Consider the following 15,603-nt stretch of genomic DNA (forward strand, 5'->3'; position numbering starts at 1 on the left):
GGGCGAACTTACCAGATCAACTCGGGCCGCGCTACTCCCGGATGTCGAGCTTGCGGCTCATGGTGCTTGCCAAGGATGACAAACCGTTGTCTGGCGGCTCCGGAACCCTGCTCAACTATTGATTTTAGTCAAACCTTGCGCACACGCTTGAATCGTTTGCAGTCAGGGTTATAAGCCCTCTGACCGCTTTAGGTTCTCGCTCGTTCCTGCGCTTGGGTAGAATCGGTTTTTTTCCCCAGTTGAAGGAAGGCCAATGGCTCAGTCCTACAGTGCCCGCAGTCGCGCGATCGAACCTTTCCATGTCATGGCATTGCTGGCGCGGGCCAATGAGTTGCAGGCCGCCGGCCACGATGTGATCCACCTGGAAATCGGCGAGCCGGACTTCACCACCGCCGAACCGATCATCCAGGCCGGCCAGGCAGCGCTGACAGCGGGGAAGACCCGTTACACCGCCGCGCGCGGCATTCCGGAGCTGCGTGAGGCCATTTCGGGCTTTTATCAGCAGCGATATGGCTTGAACATCGACCCACGGCGCATCCTCATAACACCCGGCGGCTCCGGCGCGTTGCTGCTGGCCAGCGCTTTGCTGGTCGACCCCGGCAAGCACTGGCTGCTGGCGGACCCCGGCTACCCCTGTAACCGGCACTTCCTGCGACTGGTCGAAGGCGCGGCGCAATTGGTACCGGTCGGTCCGGAGGTGCGTTATCAATTGACGCCTGGCCTGATCGAGCGTCACTGGGACCACGACAGCGTGGGCGCATTGGTGGCGTCGCCAGCCAATCCGACCGGCACGATCCTGACCCGCGAGGAGCTGGCGAAATTGTCTGTCGCGATCAAGGAGCGCCACGGTCATCTGGTGGTCGACGAGATCTATCACGGCCTGACCTACGGCACCGATGCGGCCAGCGTGCTGGAAGTCGACGACAGTGCCTTCGTGCTGAACAGTTTTTCGAAGTACTTCGGGATGACCGGTTGGCGGTTGGGATGGCTGGTCGCCCCTGACGCTGCCGTCGGTGAGCTGGAAAAGCTCGCCCAGAATCTCTACATCAGTGCTCCAAGCATGGCGCAGCACGCCGCGCTGGCCTGTTTCGAACCGGCAACCATCAGCATTCTCGAAGAGCGTCGCGCCGAATTTGGCCGGCGTCGGGATTACCTGCTGCCGGCCTTGCGTGAATTGGGCTTCGGCATTGCCGTGGAACCGGAAGGAGCATTCTACTTGTACGCCGATATCAGCAAGTTCGGCGGCGATGCCTTCGCGTTCTGTAAACATTTTCTCGAGACCGAGCATGTGGCCTTCACCCCGGGGCTGGATTTCGGGCGTTATCAGGCCGGGCATCATGTACGGTTCGCCTATACGCAAAATCTCGAGCGTTTGCAGGAAGCGGTCGAGCGCATTGCCCGTGGGTTGCGGAGCTGGCAAGGCTGATGCGATTTCATCCCCCCCTCGAAGAAGGTCGCCTGATTCGACGCTACAAGCGTTTTCTCGCCGATATCGAAACCGTTGACGGCGAGTTGCTGACCATTCACTGCCCGAACACAGGCTCGATGCTCAATTGTCAGGTCGAGGGCGGGCAGGTCTGGTTCAGCCGCTCCAACGACCCGAAACGCAAGTTGCCCGGCACCTGGGAGATCGGCGAAACCCCGCAAGGTCGGCTGTTTTGTGTGAATACCGCCCGTGCCAATGGTTTGGTCGAAGAGGCGCTGCGAGCGGGCGTCATCACCGAATTGAACGGCTTTACCGGGCTCAAGCGCGAAGTGGCTTATGGTCAGGAAAACAGTCGTATCGATTTCCGGCTCGATTACCCCGAAGGGCCTGCCTATGTCGAGGTCAAAAGCGTGACCCTGGGTTTCGACGGTACGGCGGTGGCGGCGTTTCCCGATGCGGTCACACAGCGTGGCGCCAAGCATCTGCGGGAGCTGGCCCACTTGGCCAGGGACGGTATTCGCGCGGTGCAGTTGTACTGTGTTTGCCTGACCGGCATCAAGGCCGTACGCCCGGCGCAGGAAATCGATGCGGCTTATGCGCAGGCCTTGCGTGAGGCTATTGAATGTGGGGTCGAGGTGTTGGCTTACGGTGTGCGGTTGAGCCATGAAGAAATGCTGGTCGACCGGCGTCTGGATGTGTTGCCGGGCGGCTAAAGGCTGATCCAGATCCCTTGTTCGTCCTCGCGACAGGCCACTCTGGTCAAGGCTTGCCCCGCGCAAGGGCCGGCGACGCATTCACCGTCTTCGATCAGGAACAGTGCGCCATGGGTGGCGCACTGGATCAGGCTGTTGCTGGGGTCGAGAAACTGGTCGGGATGCCACTCCAAAGCGACGCCCCGGTGCGGGCAGCGATTGATGTAGACATGGACCTGACCGCTGCGGCGCACCGCAAAAAGCTTTTGGCCGTCAATATCGAAACCGCGACTGCTGTCATTGACCAGTTCGGCGCCTGCGCAAAGCAACTTCATCTCTATCCTCAGTCCCGCAGCTCGTGACCGGATTTGTCCGGGCTTGACGGTTAAATGCGATCAAATGGCCGTCTTGCCCGCCGGGGACAAGTGCCTGTTGTCGAGGATACTTGGCCTGACCATTCGATGCCCGGGAAACTGTCAGGCGTCTGACCACCCGCGTTGTGGTGATCGGTATCGCCGGGCCCCGTCAGTACTTTTCCACAGGCAAAAAAAGACCCGGCAAGAGCCGGGTCAAATAACCGTGATTAGCCTGATGAGGAGATAATCTGAGAGTCCGAACCAAGGGCTTTTCAGAAGATCGACCAGTCTCGCGACCAGTTGTGATAATCATATCGATTCTCATTACCAAGTCAACCGCTGTTTTTTGATTTCTTGGCGATTCACCAAAATTACTGCTGCAGGCCCCGTAATCATTGGGTTTCAGGTTGCAAAACTTCGGAAATATTTGTCGGCTCAATTCTTGTGGCGTGAAGAAATGGCTTCCAGCTGTTTGTTCAACGCTTCCTTGCGCTCGGCCGGGATGTCATTCCAGTGAACGTCCATCAGGGCGCCTTCAATCGCGTACAACAACACCTTGGACGCCCGAAAACCGCGCGTACGCACGGCCCGATAAGCATCCACCGCCCCGAGGCGACGCAAGTCCGACGCGCTATGGATGCCCACGGCATGCAGCCATTGCGCTGACGTCTTGCCAAGATTCTTCAGGTGTTGCAGTTCATCATTCATCAAGCCTCCTTGCGATGGCCGAATGGAGAGCGTGGGCAATCTTCTGAGGAGTGTAGCCATCAGTAGGAAAAGCGTGATTGTTTGCTCGTTTTCGACGCAAAAGCTTCTAAGAGAAAAGTGTTGGCTGGGGGGAAGTTGGCGCGCGCGCAAGGAAGAGGCAGGGGCAATCAGGGATGGCGAGTGAATATCCCTGCAGTCCAGCGCAATGGGGGGCACTGGACGTGTCAGCCGACAACAGTGATCAGCGGGTGCGGTAGCGCAATCGCGTGCCGAAGTTCATCGACATGAGGATTTCGTCGGCACTCAGTTCCACTGGAAAGTAGGTGCCGGAGATTTGTGCGTGGGCCAGGCTCGCGCCTTCCAGGTTCGCGTTGCGAAAATCGATGCCGCGCAAGTCGGCGGAACGGAAGTAGGCGTCGCTGAAGTCCACACCGTCGGCATTCAGTTCGCGCAGGTCAAGCCCCCGGAAATCGCCACCCACCATGTCGATAGGGCCATCCTTGGGGCGCTCACTGTTGAAGCCTCTGATGTCGTCTTTGTGCAGCAGGGCATAAAGCGGAGTGTCGAGAAGTTTTGGCTGGCTCATGTCGCATCACCTGATGGTTTTATGACGCCAGTATAGTGCCACTGTTTAACAGCCGTGAGGCCAGCGAGGGCCTCACGACTGAAATAGTTTTACAGGCCCGGCAGGCGCTGGCGAATCTGTTCCACAACGGTATCGAGAGTCCCGCTTTCATTGGTCTGGACGCGCTTGCTGCAGAGGATCTCTGCGGGGGTCAGCGCTTCACGGCTGGCTTGTTGGGCTTCGATTACGGCCAGCGTGGCGTCGGACGGGTCCTTTTTGTCGGCCTGGCGTGCGGCCAGCCAGCTTTCGATCACGGCCTGTGGTGCATTGCAGTCGAGGATCAGGAAGGGGGCACCCGTGGCCTCGGCCACCTTCGCCGCACTGTCACGCTGCTCGCGCTTGAGGTAAGTGGCGTCGACCACTACCGGGAAGCCCGCACGCAGAATGACGTCGGCGATTTCGTGCAGGCGGGCGTAGGTCGCCGCGCTGGCGTCGGCACTATAGATACCGGCCTGTACATCATTCTCGACGGTCTGCTCGCCGAACAGGCGCTTGCGCTCGACATCGGAGCGCAGGCGAATCGCGCCCAGGGCTTCGACCAGGCGCATGGCGACATGGCTTTTACCGACAGCGGAAACACCGTGGGTAATGGCCATGAAGCGCGAAGGAATGGTGCTGTAGCTTTCCGCCAGGTTGGCGTAATTGCGGTACTGGCGCAGGGTCGTGGCGCGCTGCACCGCAGTGGCGTCGGCCGGCATGCTGAACAGGGCGACCTTGGCGCGAACCAGGGCGCGGTAGGCTTTATAGAAGTTCAGCAGCTCGAGGCCGCGATAGTCGCCGGTCAGCTCCAGGTACTGGCTGACGAAACGGCGCGCCAGGCACTTCAGGCCGCGATCTTCCAGGTCCATCGCCAGGAAGCCGGTGTCGGCATAAACGTCGGTAAAACGGAAGGGTTCGTTGAATTCGATGCAGTCGAAGATCACGACCTTGCCGTCGATCACGGTTGCGTTACCCAAGTGGATGTCACCGTGGCATTCACGAATGAAGCCTTCGGCCTTGCGCTGGGCGAGCAGTGGTTTGAGGCGTTCGAAGCTGCTTTCGGCCCAGGCTTGCAGGGCGTCGAGTTGCAACAGGTCGGCTTTATCGCTGAGGAACGGGCGGATCTGCTCGAAGTTCTGCCGTACCGGCGCCATGACGCTGTCCGGGGTGCCGGCTTCGTGCTCGGCCGGCACTTTGGGGGCGCTGAGGTGGAAGCGGGCGATTTGCTCGGCCATCTCGTCGATGTGCGCGGTGGTCAATTCGCCATTGGCTTGCAGGGTGCTCAATAGGCCGCTTTGCGGGAACTGGCGCATCTTCAGCAGATATTCGATGGCTGGCCCTTCGCCGCCCAATTGCGGAGCTTCGGCGCTGCCGGTGACGGGCAACACTTCCAGGTACAAATCGTCGGTCAGGCGCTGGTTCAGGCGCAGCTCTTCAGCGCAAAAATGCTCGCGAGCCTCAAGGCCGGTAAAGTCGAGAAAACCGAAGTTGACTGGTTTCTTCACTTTATAAGCGAAGGGGCCGGTGAGAATGACCCAGGAGATATGGGTTTCGATGACCTGGAATCCTTCTACCGGGTGCGGGTAGAGGGCAGGGTTTTGCAGGGCAGCGATCAAGGTCTGGCTCACAGGCGATCCTTCAGAGTCTGGAAAATCAAGGCCGCCATTATGGCTGCAAGTCCGCTTGACGCAAACCTCGGAGCGCTCCTGTTGAGTATGAATAAAGTGCGTATAATCCGCCGCCATGACTCGTACTCGAACTCCCCGCACCCCCAAAAAACCACCCTCCAAGGGCCTGCGCCCGTGGCTGGGCTGGGCCATTAAACTCAGTCTGGTCGGCCTGGTAGTGCTGGCCGGATTCGCCGTTTACCTTGATGCAATCGTCCAGGAGAAGTTCTCCGGCAAGCGCTGGACGATTCCGGCCAAGGTTTACGCACGTCCGCTCGAGCTGTTCGTCGGACAAAAGCTGAGCAGGGATGATTTCCTGACCGAGCTCGATGCCCTGGGCTATCGCCGTGAAAGCGTGGCCAACGGTCCGGGCGCGGCGTCGGTCAGCGGCAATACCGTTGACCTGAACACCCGTGGCTTCCAGTTCTATGAAGGCATGGAGCAAGCGCAACCGGTGCGGGTGCGTTTCTCCGGCGATTACGTGGCCGAGTTGGCGGGGCCCAAAGGCTCGAAGCTGTCGGTGGTACGCCTGGAGCCGCTTCTGATCGGTGGCCTGTACCCGAAAAACCTCGAAGACCGGATTCTGATCAAGATCGATCAGGTGCCGCCGTATCTGCTGGAAACGCTGGTGGCTGTCGAGGACCGTGATTTTTATCATCACTTCGGTGTTTCGCCGAAGTCGATCGCCCGAGCGATCTGGGTCAACGGTTCATCCGGCCGCATGCGTCAGGGTGGCAGTACCCTGACTCAGCAATTGGTCAAGAACTTCTACCTGACCAACGAGCGCAGCCTGAGCCGCAAGCTCACCGAAGCGATGATGGCGCTGCTGCTTGAGCTGCATTACGACAAACGCGAAATCCTTGAGGCTTACCTCAACGAAGTGTTTGTCGGGCAGGACGGTCAGCGCGCGGTGCACGGTTTCGGTCTGGCCAGCCAGTTTTTCTTCAGCCAGCCGCTGGCCGAACTCAAGCTGCATCAAGTCGCACTGCTGGTGGGGATGGTCAAAGGGCCGTCTTCCTATAACCCGCGTCGTTATCCGGAGCGTGCCCTTGAGCGGCGCAACCTGGTACTCGATGTGCTGCAGGAGCAGGGCGTCGCGACTGCCGAGCAGGTTGAGGCGGCGAAGAAAATGCCGCTGGGCGTGACCAAGCGCGGCAGTCTGGCGGACAGCTCGTTCCCCGGATTCCTCGATCTGGTCAAGCGTCAGTTGCGCGAAGACTATCGCGACGAAGACTTGACCGAGGAAGGCCTGCGCATCTTCACCAGTTTCGACCCGATCCTGCAGATGAAGGCTGAAGCCTCGGTCAACGACACCTTCAAGCGCCTGGCCGGGCGCAAGGGTTCCGATGACGTCGAGGCGGCCATGGTCGTGACCAACCCGGAGACCGGCGAAGTACAGGCCATGATCGGCAGTCGTCAGGCCGGTTTTGCCGGGTTCAATCGGGCACTGGATGCTGTGCGGCCGATCGGCTCGTTGATCAAACCGGCTGTGTACCTGACCGCGCTGGAGAAACCGAGCCAGTACACGTTGACCAGTTGGCTGTCGGACGAATCCTTCTCGGTCAAGGGCGCCGACGGCCAGGTCTGGAAGCCGCAGAACTATGATCGTCGTTCTCACGGTACCGTCTTCCTCTATCAGGGGTTGGCGCATTCCTACAACCTGTCGACCGCGCGTCTCGGCCTTGCGGTCGGTGTGCCGAACGTCCTGAAGACGGTGGAACGCCTGGGGGTGTCTCGTGAATTCCCGGCCTTCCCGTCGATGTTGCTCGGTGCTGGCGGGATGACGCCCATCGAAGTGGCGACCATGTACCAGACCCTCGCCAACGGTGGCTTCAATACGCCGATGCGCGGGATTCGCAGCGTACTGACCGCCGAAGGCGAGCCGCTCAAGCGTTACCCGTTCCAGATTCAGCAGCGTTTCGATCCGGCCTCCATTTACCTGATCCAGAGCGCCATGCAGCGCGTGATGCGAGAAGGTACCGGCAGCTCGGTTTATAACGTGTTGCCAAGAACACTGACTCTCGCGGGTAAAACCGGCACCAGTAACGACTCGCGAGACAGTTGGTTTGCCGGTTTCAGCCAGGACTTGCTGGCGGTGGTCTGGCTGGGGCGCGATGACAACGGCAAGACGCCATTCACTGGCGCCACCGGGGCCTTGCAGGTCTGGACCAGCTTCATGCGCAAGGCCGACCCGTTGCCGCTGGACATGCCGCAGCCGGATAATATCGTTCAGGCCTGGGTGGATTCGCGAACCGGACAAGGTTCTGACGCCGGTTGCCCCGGTGCCGTGCAGATGCCGTATATTCGCGGCAGCGAACCGCCTCCCGGCGCCGCATGCGGTGGTGAAAACCCTGCGGAGTCGGTGATGGACTGGGTCAAGGGCTGGATGAATTAAGCAAAGAGGGTTTCAAGTGAACAAGTGGTTGATTCCAGCGGTTGCCGCCGTAGCTTTGCTCAGCGGCTGTTCTTCCGTCCAACGTGGTTCGATTCCGGTTGTGGATTCCGGCACCGCGGTGTCCAACAGTGAGCGCATCTCGGCCAATGGCGGCTTCCGCCAAACGACCGTCAAGCGTCCTGTACAAGGTCAGTCGTCCCAGACCCAGGCGATTCCGCAAGGTGACAGCGGCGTCGTGGTGATGGTGCCAGGCGCGGCAACGACTTCAACGCCAATCAGCACCACGCCTATTACCCCGGGGCCGATCACGCCGGGGCCGATTGACACGTCGCCGGTACAATCGGCGCCGATCAACCAGGGCAGCTACAGCATGCCGTCGTCGCCAAGCGGGATTCCGTCGGCCAGTTCGGGCGGGCTCTCTGCCGACGAGCAGCTGGACGGCCCGGTACTGGCTTTGCTGACCACCGCTCAGCAGCAACAGGCGAGCGGTGATCTCAATGGTGCCTCTTCCAGCCTTGAACGCGCCCAGCGCGTTGCTCCGCGTGAACCGCAGGTGCTGTACCGTCTGGCGCAGGTGCGGATGGCGCAAGGCGATGCAGCCCAGGCCGAGCAGTTCGCTCGCCGTGGGCTGACGTTGGCCAATGGGCGTCCGGCCCTTCAGGCCAACTTGTGGGATCTGATTGCCCAGGCACGTGAAAAGCAGGGTGACTCCCAGGGCGCCGCACTGGCGCGCCAGAAGGCCAAGGTAACGCTGTGATGGATGCGCGCTTTCTGAAAATCGCCGATCAACTGTTGTTGATCGAGCGCGAGTTGCGGGTGCAAGGCTGGTGGGATGAAGTCTCGCCATCGGCCGAAGCGCTTTCCAGTGTCGAGCCGTTTTCGGTCGATACACTGGATTTCGAGCAATGGCTGCAATGGATCTTCCTGCCGCGCATGAAGATGATCCTCGAGCAGGATTTGCCGCTACCCAATGCTTCGGGCATTCAGGAAATGGCTGAAATGGTCTTTGCCGGACGCAATGTCCAGGGCAAGGATCGGCAGTTGCAGGTATTGCTCAAAGAGTTTGATCAGTTGATCAGCGCCTCTCGCTGAGTCAGAAGCTGCCAGCGTCCGCTGGCAGTTGTCCACAATCTCTCTCTATTTTGTCGGCTACTGCAGGGTAAGTGCATGCGCGTGCCAATTTTTTGCCAAAAGTTGCGCAATCGAAGCTAACACGGGGCTGATTTACGGGTTTTTTCTTGCGTTCTCATGTGCTTAGTAGAATAAAGCTCATAGACGACTTGACTTGCGAAGGGCGAAACAGAAGAATCCAAAGTCCGCTGTACAGGGACTGCCAGAAGCAGACCCTCTCAGCAGATCATGAGGCGCATATCCGCGTCGACCTGTTACACCCGCAACGCGTTACCTCGCGCTGGGTGGGAAAGCCCCGCAACACTTGGGACGATCCCAATACTTGCTCAGTCAGTGCTGACGTAGTCGGCGACCACCGTCGCTCATGCTCTGCCGAGAAGTAAACCTATTAAGACCCGTCCCATTTTTCGTGGGCGGTATTCTGGCGTTTTAGAGGTGAGCAACGTGGAGCTTTTATCTGGCGGTGAGATGCTCGTCCGCTTTTTGCGCGACGAAGGCGTCAAATATATCTACGGGTACCCGGGTGGTGCTCTTCTTCATGTTTACGATGCCCTGTTCAAAGAACCGGAAGTGACCCACATCCTGGTTCGTCACGAGCAAGCGGCTACCCATATGGCTGACGGCTACGCCCGTGCCACCGGTAAAGCCGGTGTGGTACTGGTGACTTCCGGGCCGGGCGCGACTAACGCCATCACCGGTATTGCCACGGCTTACATGGACTCCATTCCGATGGTGGTCATTTCCGGCCAGGTGCCGAGCACCATGGTTGGCACCGACGCATTCCAGGAAACCGACATGATCGGTATCTCCCGGCCGATCGTGAAACACAGCTTCATGATCAAGCACGCGTCGGAAATCCCGGAAGTCATGAAGAAAGCCTTCTACCTGGCGCAATCCGGTCGTCCTGGTCCGGTCGTTGTCGACATTCCGAAAGACATGACCAACCCGGCCGAGAAGTTCGAATACGTCTTCCCGAAAAAAGCCAAGCTGCGTTCCTACAGCCCGGCTGTTCGCGGTCACTCCGGTCAAATCCGCAAGGCGGCAGAAATGCTTCTGGCGGCCAAGCGTCCTGTGTTGTACTCGGGCGGCGGCGTGATCCTCGGCGGTGGTTCCGCACCACTGACCGAACTGGCGAAGATGCTCAACCTGCCAGTGACCAATACCCTGATGGGCCTCGGTGGCTACCCTGGCACCGACCGTCAGTTCATCGGCATGCTCGGCATGCACGGCAGCTACACCGCCAACCTGGCGATGCACCATGCTGACGTGATCCTCGCTGTCGGCGCGCGTTTCGACGACCGTGTCATCAACGGCGCGTCGAAGTTCTGCCCGAACGCCAAGATCATTCACATCGACATCGACCCGGCTTCGATCTCCAAGACCATCAAGGCCGACGTACCTATCGTGGGTCCGGTCGAGAGTGTCCTGACCGAAATGGTCGCGATCCTCAAGGAAATCGGCGAGACCCCGAACAAGGAGTCCGTTGCCAGCTGGTGGAAGCAAGTCGATGAGTGGCGCGGTGATCGTGGCCTGTTCCCTTATGACAAGGGCGACGGCAGCGTCATCAAGCCGCAGGCCGTGATCGAAACCCTGTGCGAAGTGACCAAGGGCGATGCCTTTGTAGCCTCTGACGTGGGTCAGCACCAGATGTTCGCGGCGCAGTACTACACGTTCAACAAGCCGAACCGCTGGATCAACTCCGGTGGCCTGGGCACCATGGGCTTCGGTTTCCCGGCGGCCATGGGCATCAAGTTGAGCTTCCCGGATGACGACGTCGTTTGCGTCACCGGCGAGGGCAGTATCCAGATGAACATTCAGGAGCTCTCGACCTGCCTGCAATACGGTTTGCCGGTCAAGATCGTCATCCTGAACAACGGTGTACTGGGCATGGTTCGCCAGTGGCAGGACATGAGCTACGGCAGTCGCCACTCTCATTCCTATATGGAATCGTTGCCTGACTTCGTCAAACTGGCAGAGGCCTACGGTCACGTTGGCGTGCGTATCACCGATTCGAAGGACTTGAAGTCGAAGATGGAAGAGGCGTTCGCCATGAAAGATCGCCTGGTGGTGATCGACATTTCGGTCGACACCAGCGAGCACGTCTATCCGATGCAGATCAAAGACGGCTCCATGCGCGATATGTGGCTGAGCAAGACGGAGCGTACTTAATCATGCGGCACATTATTTCCTTGCTTCTGGAAAACGAACCCGGCGCTCTGTCTCGCGTGGTTGGCCTGTTCTCGCAGCGCAACTACAACATCGAAAGCCTGACCGTGGCCCCAACCGAAGACCCGACCCTGTCGCGTCTGACGCTGACCACTGTCGGTCACGATGAAGTCATCGAGCAGATCACCAAGAACCTGAACAAGCTGATCGAAGTGGTAAAACTGGTCGACCTGTCGGAAAGTGCTCACATCGAGCGCGAACTGATGTTGGTCAAGGTCAAGGCCACCGGCGCCCAGCGCGCCGAGATCAAGCGCACTACCGATATTTACCGTGGGCAGATCGTCGATGTGAGCGCCAGCGTGTATACCGTTCAACTGACCGGTACCAGCGACAAGCTCGACAGCTTCATTCAGTCCATCGGCACCGCCTCGATTCTGGAAACCGTCCGTAGCGGCGTGACCGGCATTGCCCGCGGCGACAAAGTACTCAGCATCTAAACCAAATTAGCGAACGGCCTGAACGGCCTGATATAGGGGAAATTCATGAAAGTTTTCTACGATAAAGACTGCGACCTGTCGATCATCCAGGGCAAGAAAGTTGCCATCATCGGTTACGGTTCCCAAGGCCACGCTCAGGCGTGCAACCTGAAAGACTCCGGCGTTGACGTGACTGTTGGCCTGCGTAAAGGTTCGGCGACCGTTGCCAAGGCAGAAGCCCACGGCCTGAAAGTGACCGACGTTGCTTCCGCTGTTGCGGCTGCCGACCTGGTCATGATCCTGACCCCGGACGAGTTCCAGTCCTCCCTGTACAAGAACGAAATCGAGCCGAACATCAAGAAAGGCGCCACCCTGGCCTTCTCCCACGGCTTCGCGATCCACTACAACCAGGTTGTGCCGCGCGCTGACCTCGACGTGATCATGATCGCGCCGAAGGCTCCAGGCCACACCGTACGTTCCGAATTCGTGAAGGGCGGCGGTATCCCTGACCTGATCGCTATCTACCAGGACGCCTCGGGCAACGCCAAGAACGTTGCACTGTCCTACGCTGCCGGCGTTGGCGGCGGTCGTACCGGCATCATCGAAACCACTTTCAAGGACGAGACCGAAACCGACCTGTTCGGCGAGCAAGCCGTTCTGTGTGGCGGTACCGTTGAACTGGTAAAAGCCGGTTTCGAAACCCTGGTTGAAGCTGGCTACGCGCCAGAAATGGCCTACTTCGAGTGCCTGCACGAACTGAAGCTGATCGTTGACCTCATGTACGAAGGCGGTATCGCCAACATGAACTACTCGATCTCCAACAACGCCGAATACGGCGAGTACGTGACCGGCCCGGAAGTTATCAACGCCGAGTCCCGTCAGGCCATGCGCAACGCCCTGAAACGTATTCAGGACGGCGAATACGCCAAGATGTTCATCAGCGAAGGCGCTACCGGCTATCCTTCGATGACCGCCAAGCGTCGTAACAACGCCGCTCACGGTATCGAAATCATCGGTGAGCAACTGCGCTCCATGATGCCGTGGATCGGTGCCAACAAGATCGTCGACAAAGCTAAAAACTAAGTCACGCCCTTGTACGAAAAACGCGGCTTAGGCCGCGTTTTTTCGTTTGGGAGATCGGTTCTGGTATAAAGCTGCATCGTTTGCGGCCGAACCGTCGTCCCAGACACCTGTCCAAACTTTCCACCCTGTTGCAAGGTAATGTCCATGAGCGAACGCCCCGAAGAGCCAAACCAGGCTTCTGACGCCGAAAGCCTGCTGCCCATCGATGAACATGTCGAGGAGGGCCATGACGCTGAAGGTCGTAAAGTCCGGCATCGTGGTATCTATCTTCTGCCGAACCTGTTTACCACTGCGAACCTGTTCGCAGGGTTTTACTCCATCATCAACTCGATGAGCGCCCAGGCGGCCCTGAGTGCGGGTGACGCGGTCAATGCGAGCAAGTATTTCGCGTTTGCGGCCATCGCCATCTTCGTTGCGATGGTGCTCGATGGCCTTGATGGTCGCGTGGCCCGTATGACCAATACCCAGAGCGCCTTTGGTGCCGAGTACGACTCGCTGTCGGACATGGTTGCCTTTGGTGTTGCACCGGCATTGCTGGCCTTCGGTTGGGCACTGGGTGACATGGGCAAGGTTGGCTGGATGGTCGCCTTCGTTTATGTCGCGGGTGCGGCGCTGCGTCTCGCACGTTTCAACACTCAGGTCGGTACGGCGGACAAGCGCTACTTTATCGGCCTGGCCAGCCCGGCGGCGGCGGGTGTTGTTGCAGGCATCGTCTGGGCGTTCAGCGATTACGGTATCCAGGGGTCGAAGATGTCCTTCCTGGTTGCGCTGATGGTGGCTGCGGCCGGCATGCTGATGGTCAGCAACATCAAGTACAACAGCTTCAAGGAGCTGGACCTGAAAGGGCGCGTGCCGTTCGTGGCGATTCTCGCGGTGGTGCTGGTGTTTGCCGTGGTGTTCAGTGATCCGCCGCGCATCCTGCTGCTGGTGTTTCTCGCCTATGCAGCCTCCGGTCCGGTTCAATACCTGTTACGTCTTCGCCGTAACAAGAGCGCGTAATTTCCCTCATACTCCGCAGTCTATGGGTGCACCTGTCCTCCAGAGCTGCGGAGTAACCATGCTGATCAAAGTCACCAGAACGTCCGACTGTCATGAGTCGGACGTCACGCCAGAATCCCTCTATCTTTCTCGACGCAATGTGCTTGGTGCCACGGTCGCCGGTTTCGCCCTGGCCAGCCTTCCGCAATGGGCCAGCGCTGGCGATGCTGCGCGTTACCCGGATGTCGAACCCGGCAAGGCGCCTTCCTGGTTCAGCGAAAAACTTCCTGCTACCCAGTGGGGGGCGGTCAACGTCAAGGATGAGGCGATCACGCCGTTCAAGGATGCGACCCACTACAACAACTTCTACGAGTTCGGCACCGACAAGGGTGATCCGGCCGCCAATGCCGGCGCGCTGAAGACTGAGCCGTGGTCGGTGGTCGTGGACGGGGAGGTGGGCAAGCCAGGGCGGTATGCGCTGGAGGACTTCATGAAGCCGTACCAGCTTGAGGAACGAATCTACCGACTGCGTTGCGTGGAAGCCTGGTCGATGGTCATTCCCTGGATCGGCTTTCCCCTCTCGGCGTTGCTCAAGGAAGTAGAGCCGACCTCGAAAGCCAGATTCATCCGCTTCGAAACCCTGCAGGACCCCAAAAGCATGCCGGGCCAGCGCTCCGGTTTTGCCTTGATCGACTGGCCCTATATAGAAGGGCTGCGTCTGGATGAAGCGATGAACCCGTTGGCGATTCTTGCGGTAGGCATGTACGGGCGTGAGTTGCCTAATCAAAACGGCGCGCCGTTGCGTTTGGTGGTGCCCTGGAAGTATGGCTTCAAGAGCATCAAGTCCATCGTGCGCATCAGTCTGGTCAGCGAGCAGCCGAAAACTACCTGGCAGAGTATTGCTCCGGATGAGTATGGCTTTTATGCGAACGTGAATCCCACAGTTGATCATCCTCGCTGGACTCAGGCTCGTGAACGCCGCCTGCCGAGCGGTTTGTTCAAGCCCAATGTGCGCGACACGCAAATGTTCAACGGCTATTCAGAGGAAGTTGCCTCTCTATATACGGGGCTCGACCTGAGGAAGAACTACTGATGCGCTATCCGTTTTGGCGTATCGGCGTCTTTGTCGTGGTACTGGTGTGGCCGCTGCTGTGGTTGTATCAGGCCTGGGGTGATGCCCTCGGGCCGGATCCGGGCAAGGTGCTGGTCGATCGATTGGGGTTGGGGGCGCTTGTTCTGCTGCTCGTGACTTTGAGTATGACGCCCTTGCAGAAACTCACCGGCTGGCCGGGGTGGATTGTTGTACGGCGACAGTTGGGGTTGTGGTGTTTTGCCTATGTGTTGCTCCACCTCAGTAGTTATGCCGCGTTCATTCTTGGTTTTGACTGGTCGCAGTTGGGTGTTGAGTTGCGCAAGCGGCCTTACATTGTTGTCGGGGCGCTGGGCTTTCTTGGTTTGCTGGCATTGGCGGTGACGTCCAATCGCTACAGTCAGCGGCGATTGCGGACAGGTTGGAAGAAGTTGCATCGTCTGGCTTACGTCATTCTCGGGCTTGGATTGCTGCATATGCTCTGGATTGTGCGTGCCGACCTCAAGGAGTGGGCGATCTATGCATCTATAGGTGCGTTGTTGTTAGTGCTGCGGCTACCGCCCGTAGCTCGTCGAATCCCTCGCTTAGCGGCTAAAAAGGCCTCTTCTGCCAAATAGGCGCAAAAAGGTGTTGACGGCAGATTCTGGAGGCCTATAATTCGCCCCACTTCCGGCGCAGTCGAAACGGAAAACTCCTTGGTAAACAAAGAGTTACGCAGTTTTCGGCGGCAGATTGCTTCAGTTCATCGAAGTCGAAAGGAAGTTGAAAAAGAGGTGTTGACAGCAGCGAGTAACGCTGTAGAATTCGCCTCCCGCTGACGAGAGATCGAAA

General features: G+C 58.8%; 15 protein-coding genes. 11 read left to right on the forward strand and 4 right to left on the reverse strand.

Annotated features, from left to right (window positions below; genetic code table 11):
- The first annotated feature begins 253 nt into the window (after positions 1-253).
- Positions 254-1,426: a pyridoxal phosphate-dependent aminotransferase gene (locus tag AC3WN7_RS26515; RefSeq protein ID WP_095965617.1), complete on the forward strand. Its 1,173-nt coding sequence runs from the start codon at positions 254-256 to the stop codon at positions 1,424-1,426.
- Positions 1,426-2,139 (forward strand): DNA/RNA nuclease SfsA, encoded by a 714-nt coding sequence (gene sfsA / locus AC3WN7_RS26520; protein ID WP_102675580.1) that lies wholly within the window; start codon positions 1,426-1,428, stop codon positions 2,137-2,139. Before AC3WN7_RS26515 ends, sfsA begins: the two co-directional genes overlap by 1 nt.
- Here the strand turns inward: sfsA and AC3WN7_RS26525 are convergent.
- The 4 genes from AC3WN7_RS26525 to AC3WN7_RS26540 all read right to left on the reverse strand — a co-directional run bounded on the left by AC3WN7_RS26525 (position 2,136) and on the right by AC3WN7_RS26540 (position 5,414).
- The gene (locus AC3WN7_RS26525) at positions 2,136-2,453 is read right to left on the reverse strand and encodes a Rieske (2Fe-2S) protein (protein ID WP_015096854.1); all 318 of its coding nucleotides are present in this window, start codon (positions 2,451-2,453) and stop codon (positions 2,136-2,138) included. The two genes, sfsA and AC3WN7_RS26525, sit on opposite strands and share 4 nt — an antisense overlap.
- Positions 2,454-2,909: 456 nt before the next feature.
- Positions 2,910-3,182 (reverse strand): TfoX/Sxy family protein, encoded by a 273-nt coding sequence (locus AC3WN7_RS26530; RefSeq protein ID WP_007971093.1) that lies wholly within the window; start codon positions 3,180-3,182, stop codon positions 2,910-2,912.
- Positions 3,183-3,423: 241 nt separating this feature from the next.
- Positions 3,424-3,768 carry a pentapeptide repeat-containing protein gene (locus AC3WN7_RS26535; protein WP_102675579.1) on the reverse strand — a complete coding sequence of 115 codons (345 nt, stop codon included), beginning with the start codon at positions 3,766-3,768 and terminating at the stop codon, positions 3,424-3,426.
- Between the two features lie 89 nt (positions 3,769-3,857).
- A complete protein-coding gene (locus AC3WN7_RS26540) occupies positions 3,858-5,414 on the reverse strand; it encodes a bifunctional aminoglycoside phosphotransferase/ATP-binding protein (protein ID WP_102675578.1) in 1,557 nt (518 codons plus the stop codon).
- Between the two features lie 115 nt (positions 5,415-5,529).
- On the opposite strand from AC3WN7_RS26540, the gene mrcB reads away from it, so the two are divergent.
- From mrcB to msrQ, 9 genes are all read left to right on the forward strand, one after another.
- Positions 5,530-7,848 carry a penicillin-binding protein 1B gene (mrcB, locus tag AC3WN7_RS26545; protein WP_095965613.1) on the forward strand — a complete coding sequence of 773 codons (2,319 nt, stop codon included), beginning with the start codon at positions 5,530-5,532 and terminating at the stop codon, positions 7,846-7,848.
- A gap of 16 nt (positions 7,849-7,864) precedes the next feature.
- The gene (locus AC3WN7_RS26550; RefSeq protein WP_102675577.1) at positions 7,865-8,605 is read left to right on the forward strand and encodes a tetratricopeptide repeat protein; all 741 of its coding nucleotides are present in this window, start codon (positions 7,865-7,867) and stop codon (positions 8,603-8,605) included.
- A complete protein-coding gene (locus tag AC3WN7_RS26555) occupies positions 8,605-8,940 on the forward strand; it encodes a YqcC family protein (protein WP_095965611.1) in 336 nt (111 codons plus the stop codon). Before AC3WN7_RS26550 ends, AC3WN7_RS26555 begins: the two co-directional genes overlap by 1 nt.
- Before the next feature lie 483 nt (positions 8,941-9,423).
- Entirely contained in the window at positions 9,424-11,148 is a 1,725-nt protein-coding gene (locus tag AC3WN7_RS26560) for an acetolactate synthase 3 large subunit (RefSeq protein ID WP_015096847.1), read from the forward strand.
- Between the two features lie 2 nt (positions 11,149-11,150).
- Complete coding sequence (gene ilvN, locus AC3WN7_RS26565) at positions 11,151-11,642, forward strand: acetolactate synthase small subunit (protein ID WP_003176102.1); 492 nt, start codon at positions 11,151-11,153, stop codon at positions 11,640-11,642.
- Positions 11,643-11,687: 45 nt separating this feature from the next.
- Complete coding sequence (gene ilvC, locus AC3WN7_RS26570) at positions 11,688-12,704, forward strand: ketol-acid reductoisomerase (RefSeq protein WP_003228216.1); 1,017 nt, start codon at positions 11,688-11,690, stop codon at positions 12,702-12,704.
- A gap of 144 nt (positions 12,705-12,848) precedes the next feature.
- Positions 12,849-13,703 (forward strand): CDP-diacylglycerol--serine O-phosphatidyltransferase, encoded by an 855-nt coding sequence (pssA, locus tag AC3WN7_RS26575; RefSeq protein WP_015096846.1) that lies wholly within the window; start codon positions 12,849-12,851, stop codon positions 13,701-13,703.
- 58 nt (positions 13,704-13,761) lie between these two features.
- Positions 13,762-14,775 (forward strand): protein-methionine-sulfoxide reductase catalytic subunit MsrP, encoded by a 1,014-nt coding sequence (gene msrP / locus AC3WN7_RS26580; RefSeq protein WP_102675576.1) that lies wholly within the window; start codon positions 13,762-13,764, stop codon positions 14,773-14,775.
- Entirely contained in the window at positions 14,775-15,389 is a 615-nt protein-coding gene (gene msrQ / locus AC3WN7_RS26585) for a protein-methionine-sulfoxide reductase heme-binding subunit MsrQ (RefSeq protein ID WP_102675575.1), read from the forward strand. Before msrP ends, msrQ begins: the two co-directional genes overlap by 1 nt.
- Positions 15,390-15,603: the final 214 nt, after the last annotated feature.

The sequence above is a fragment of the Pseudomonas sp. FW305-70 genome, from assembly GCF_058783925.1.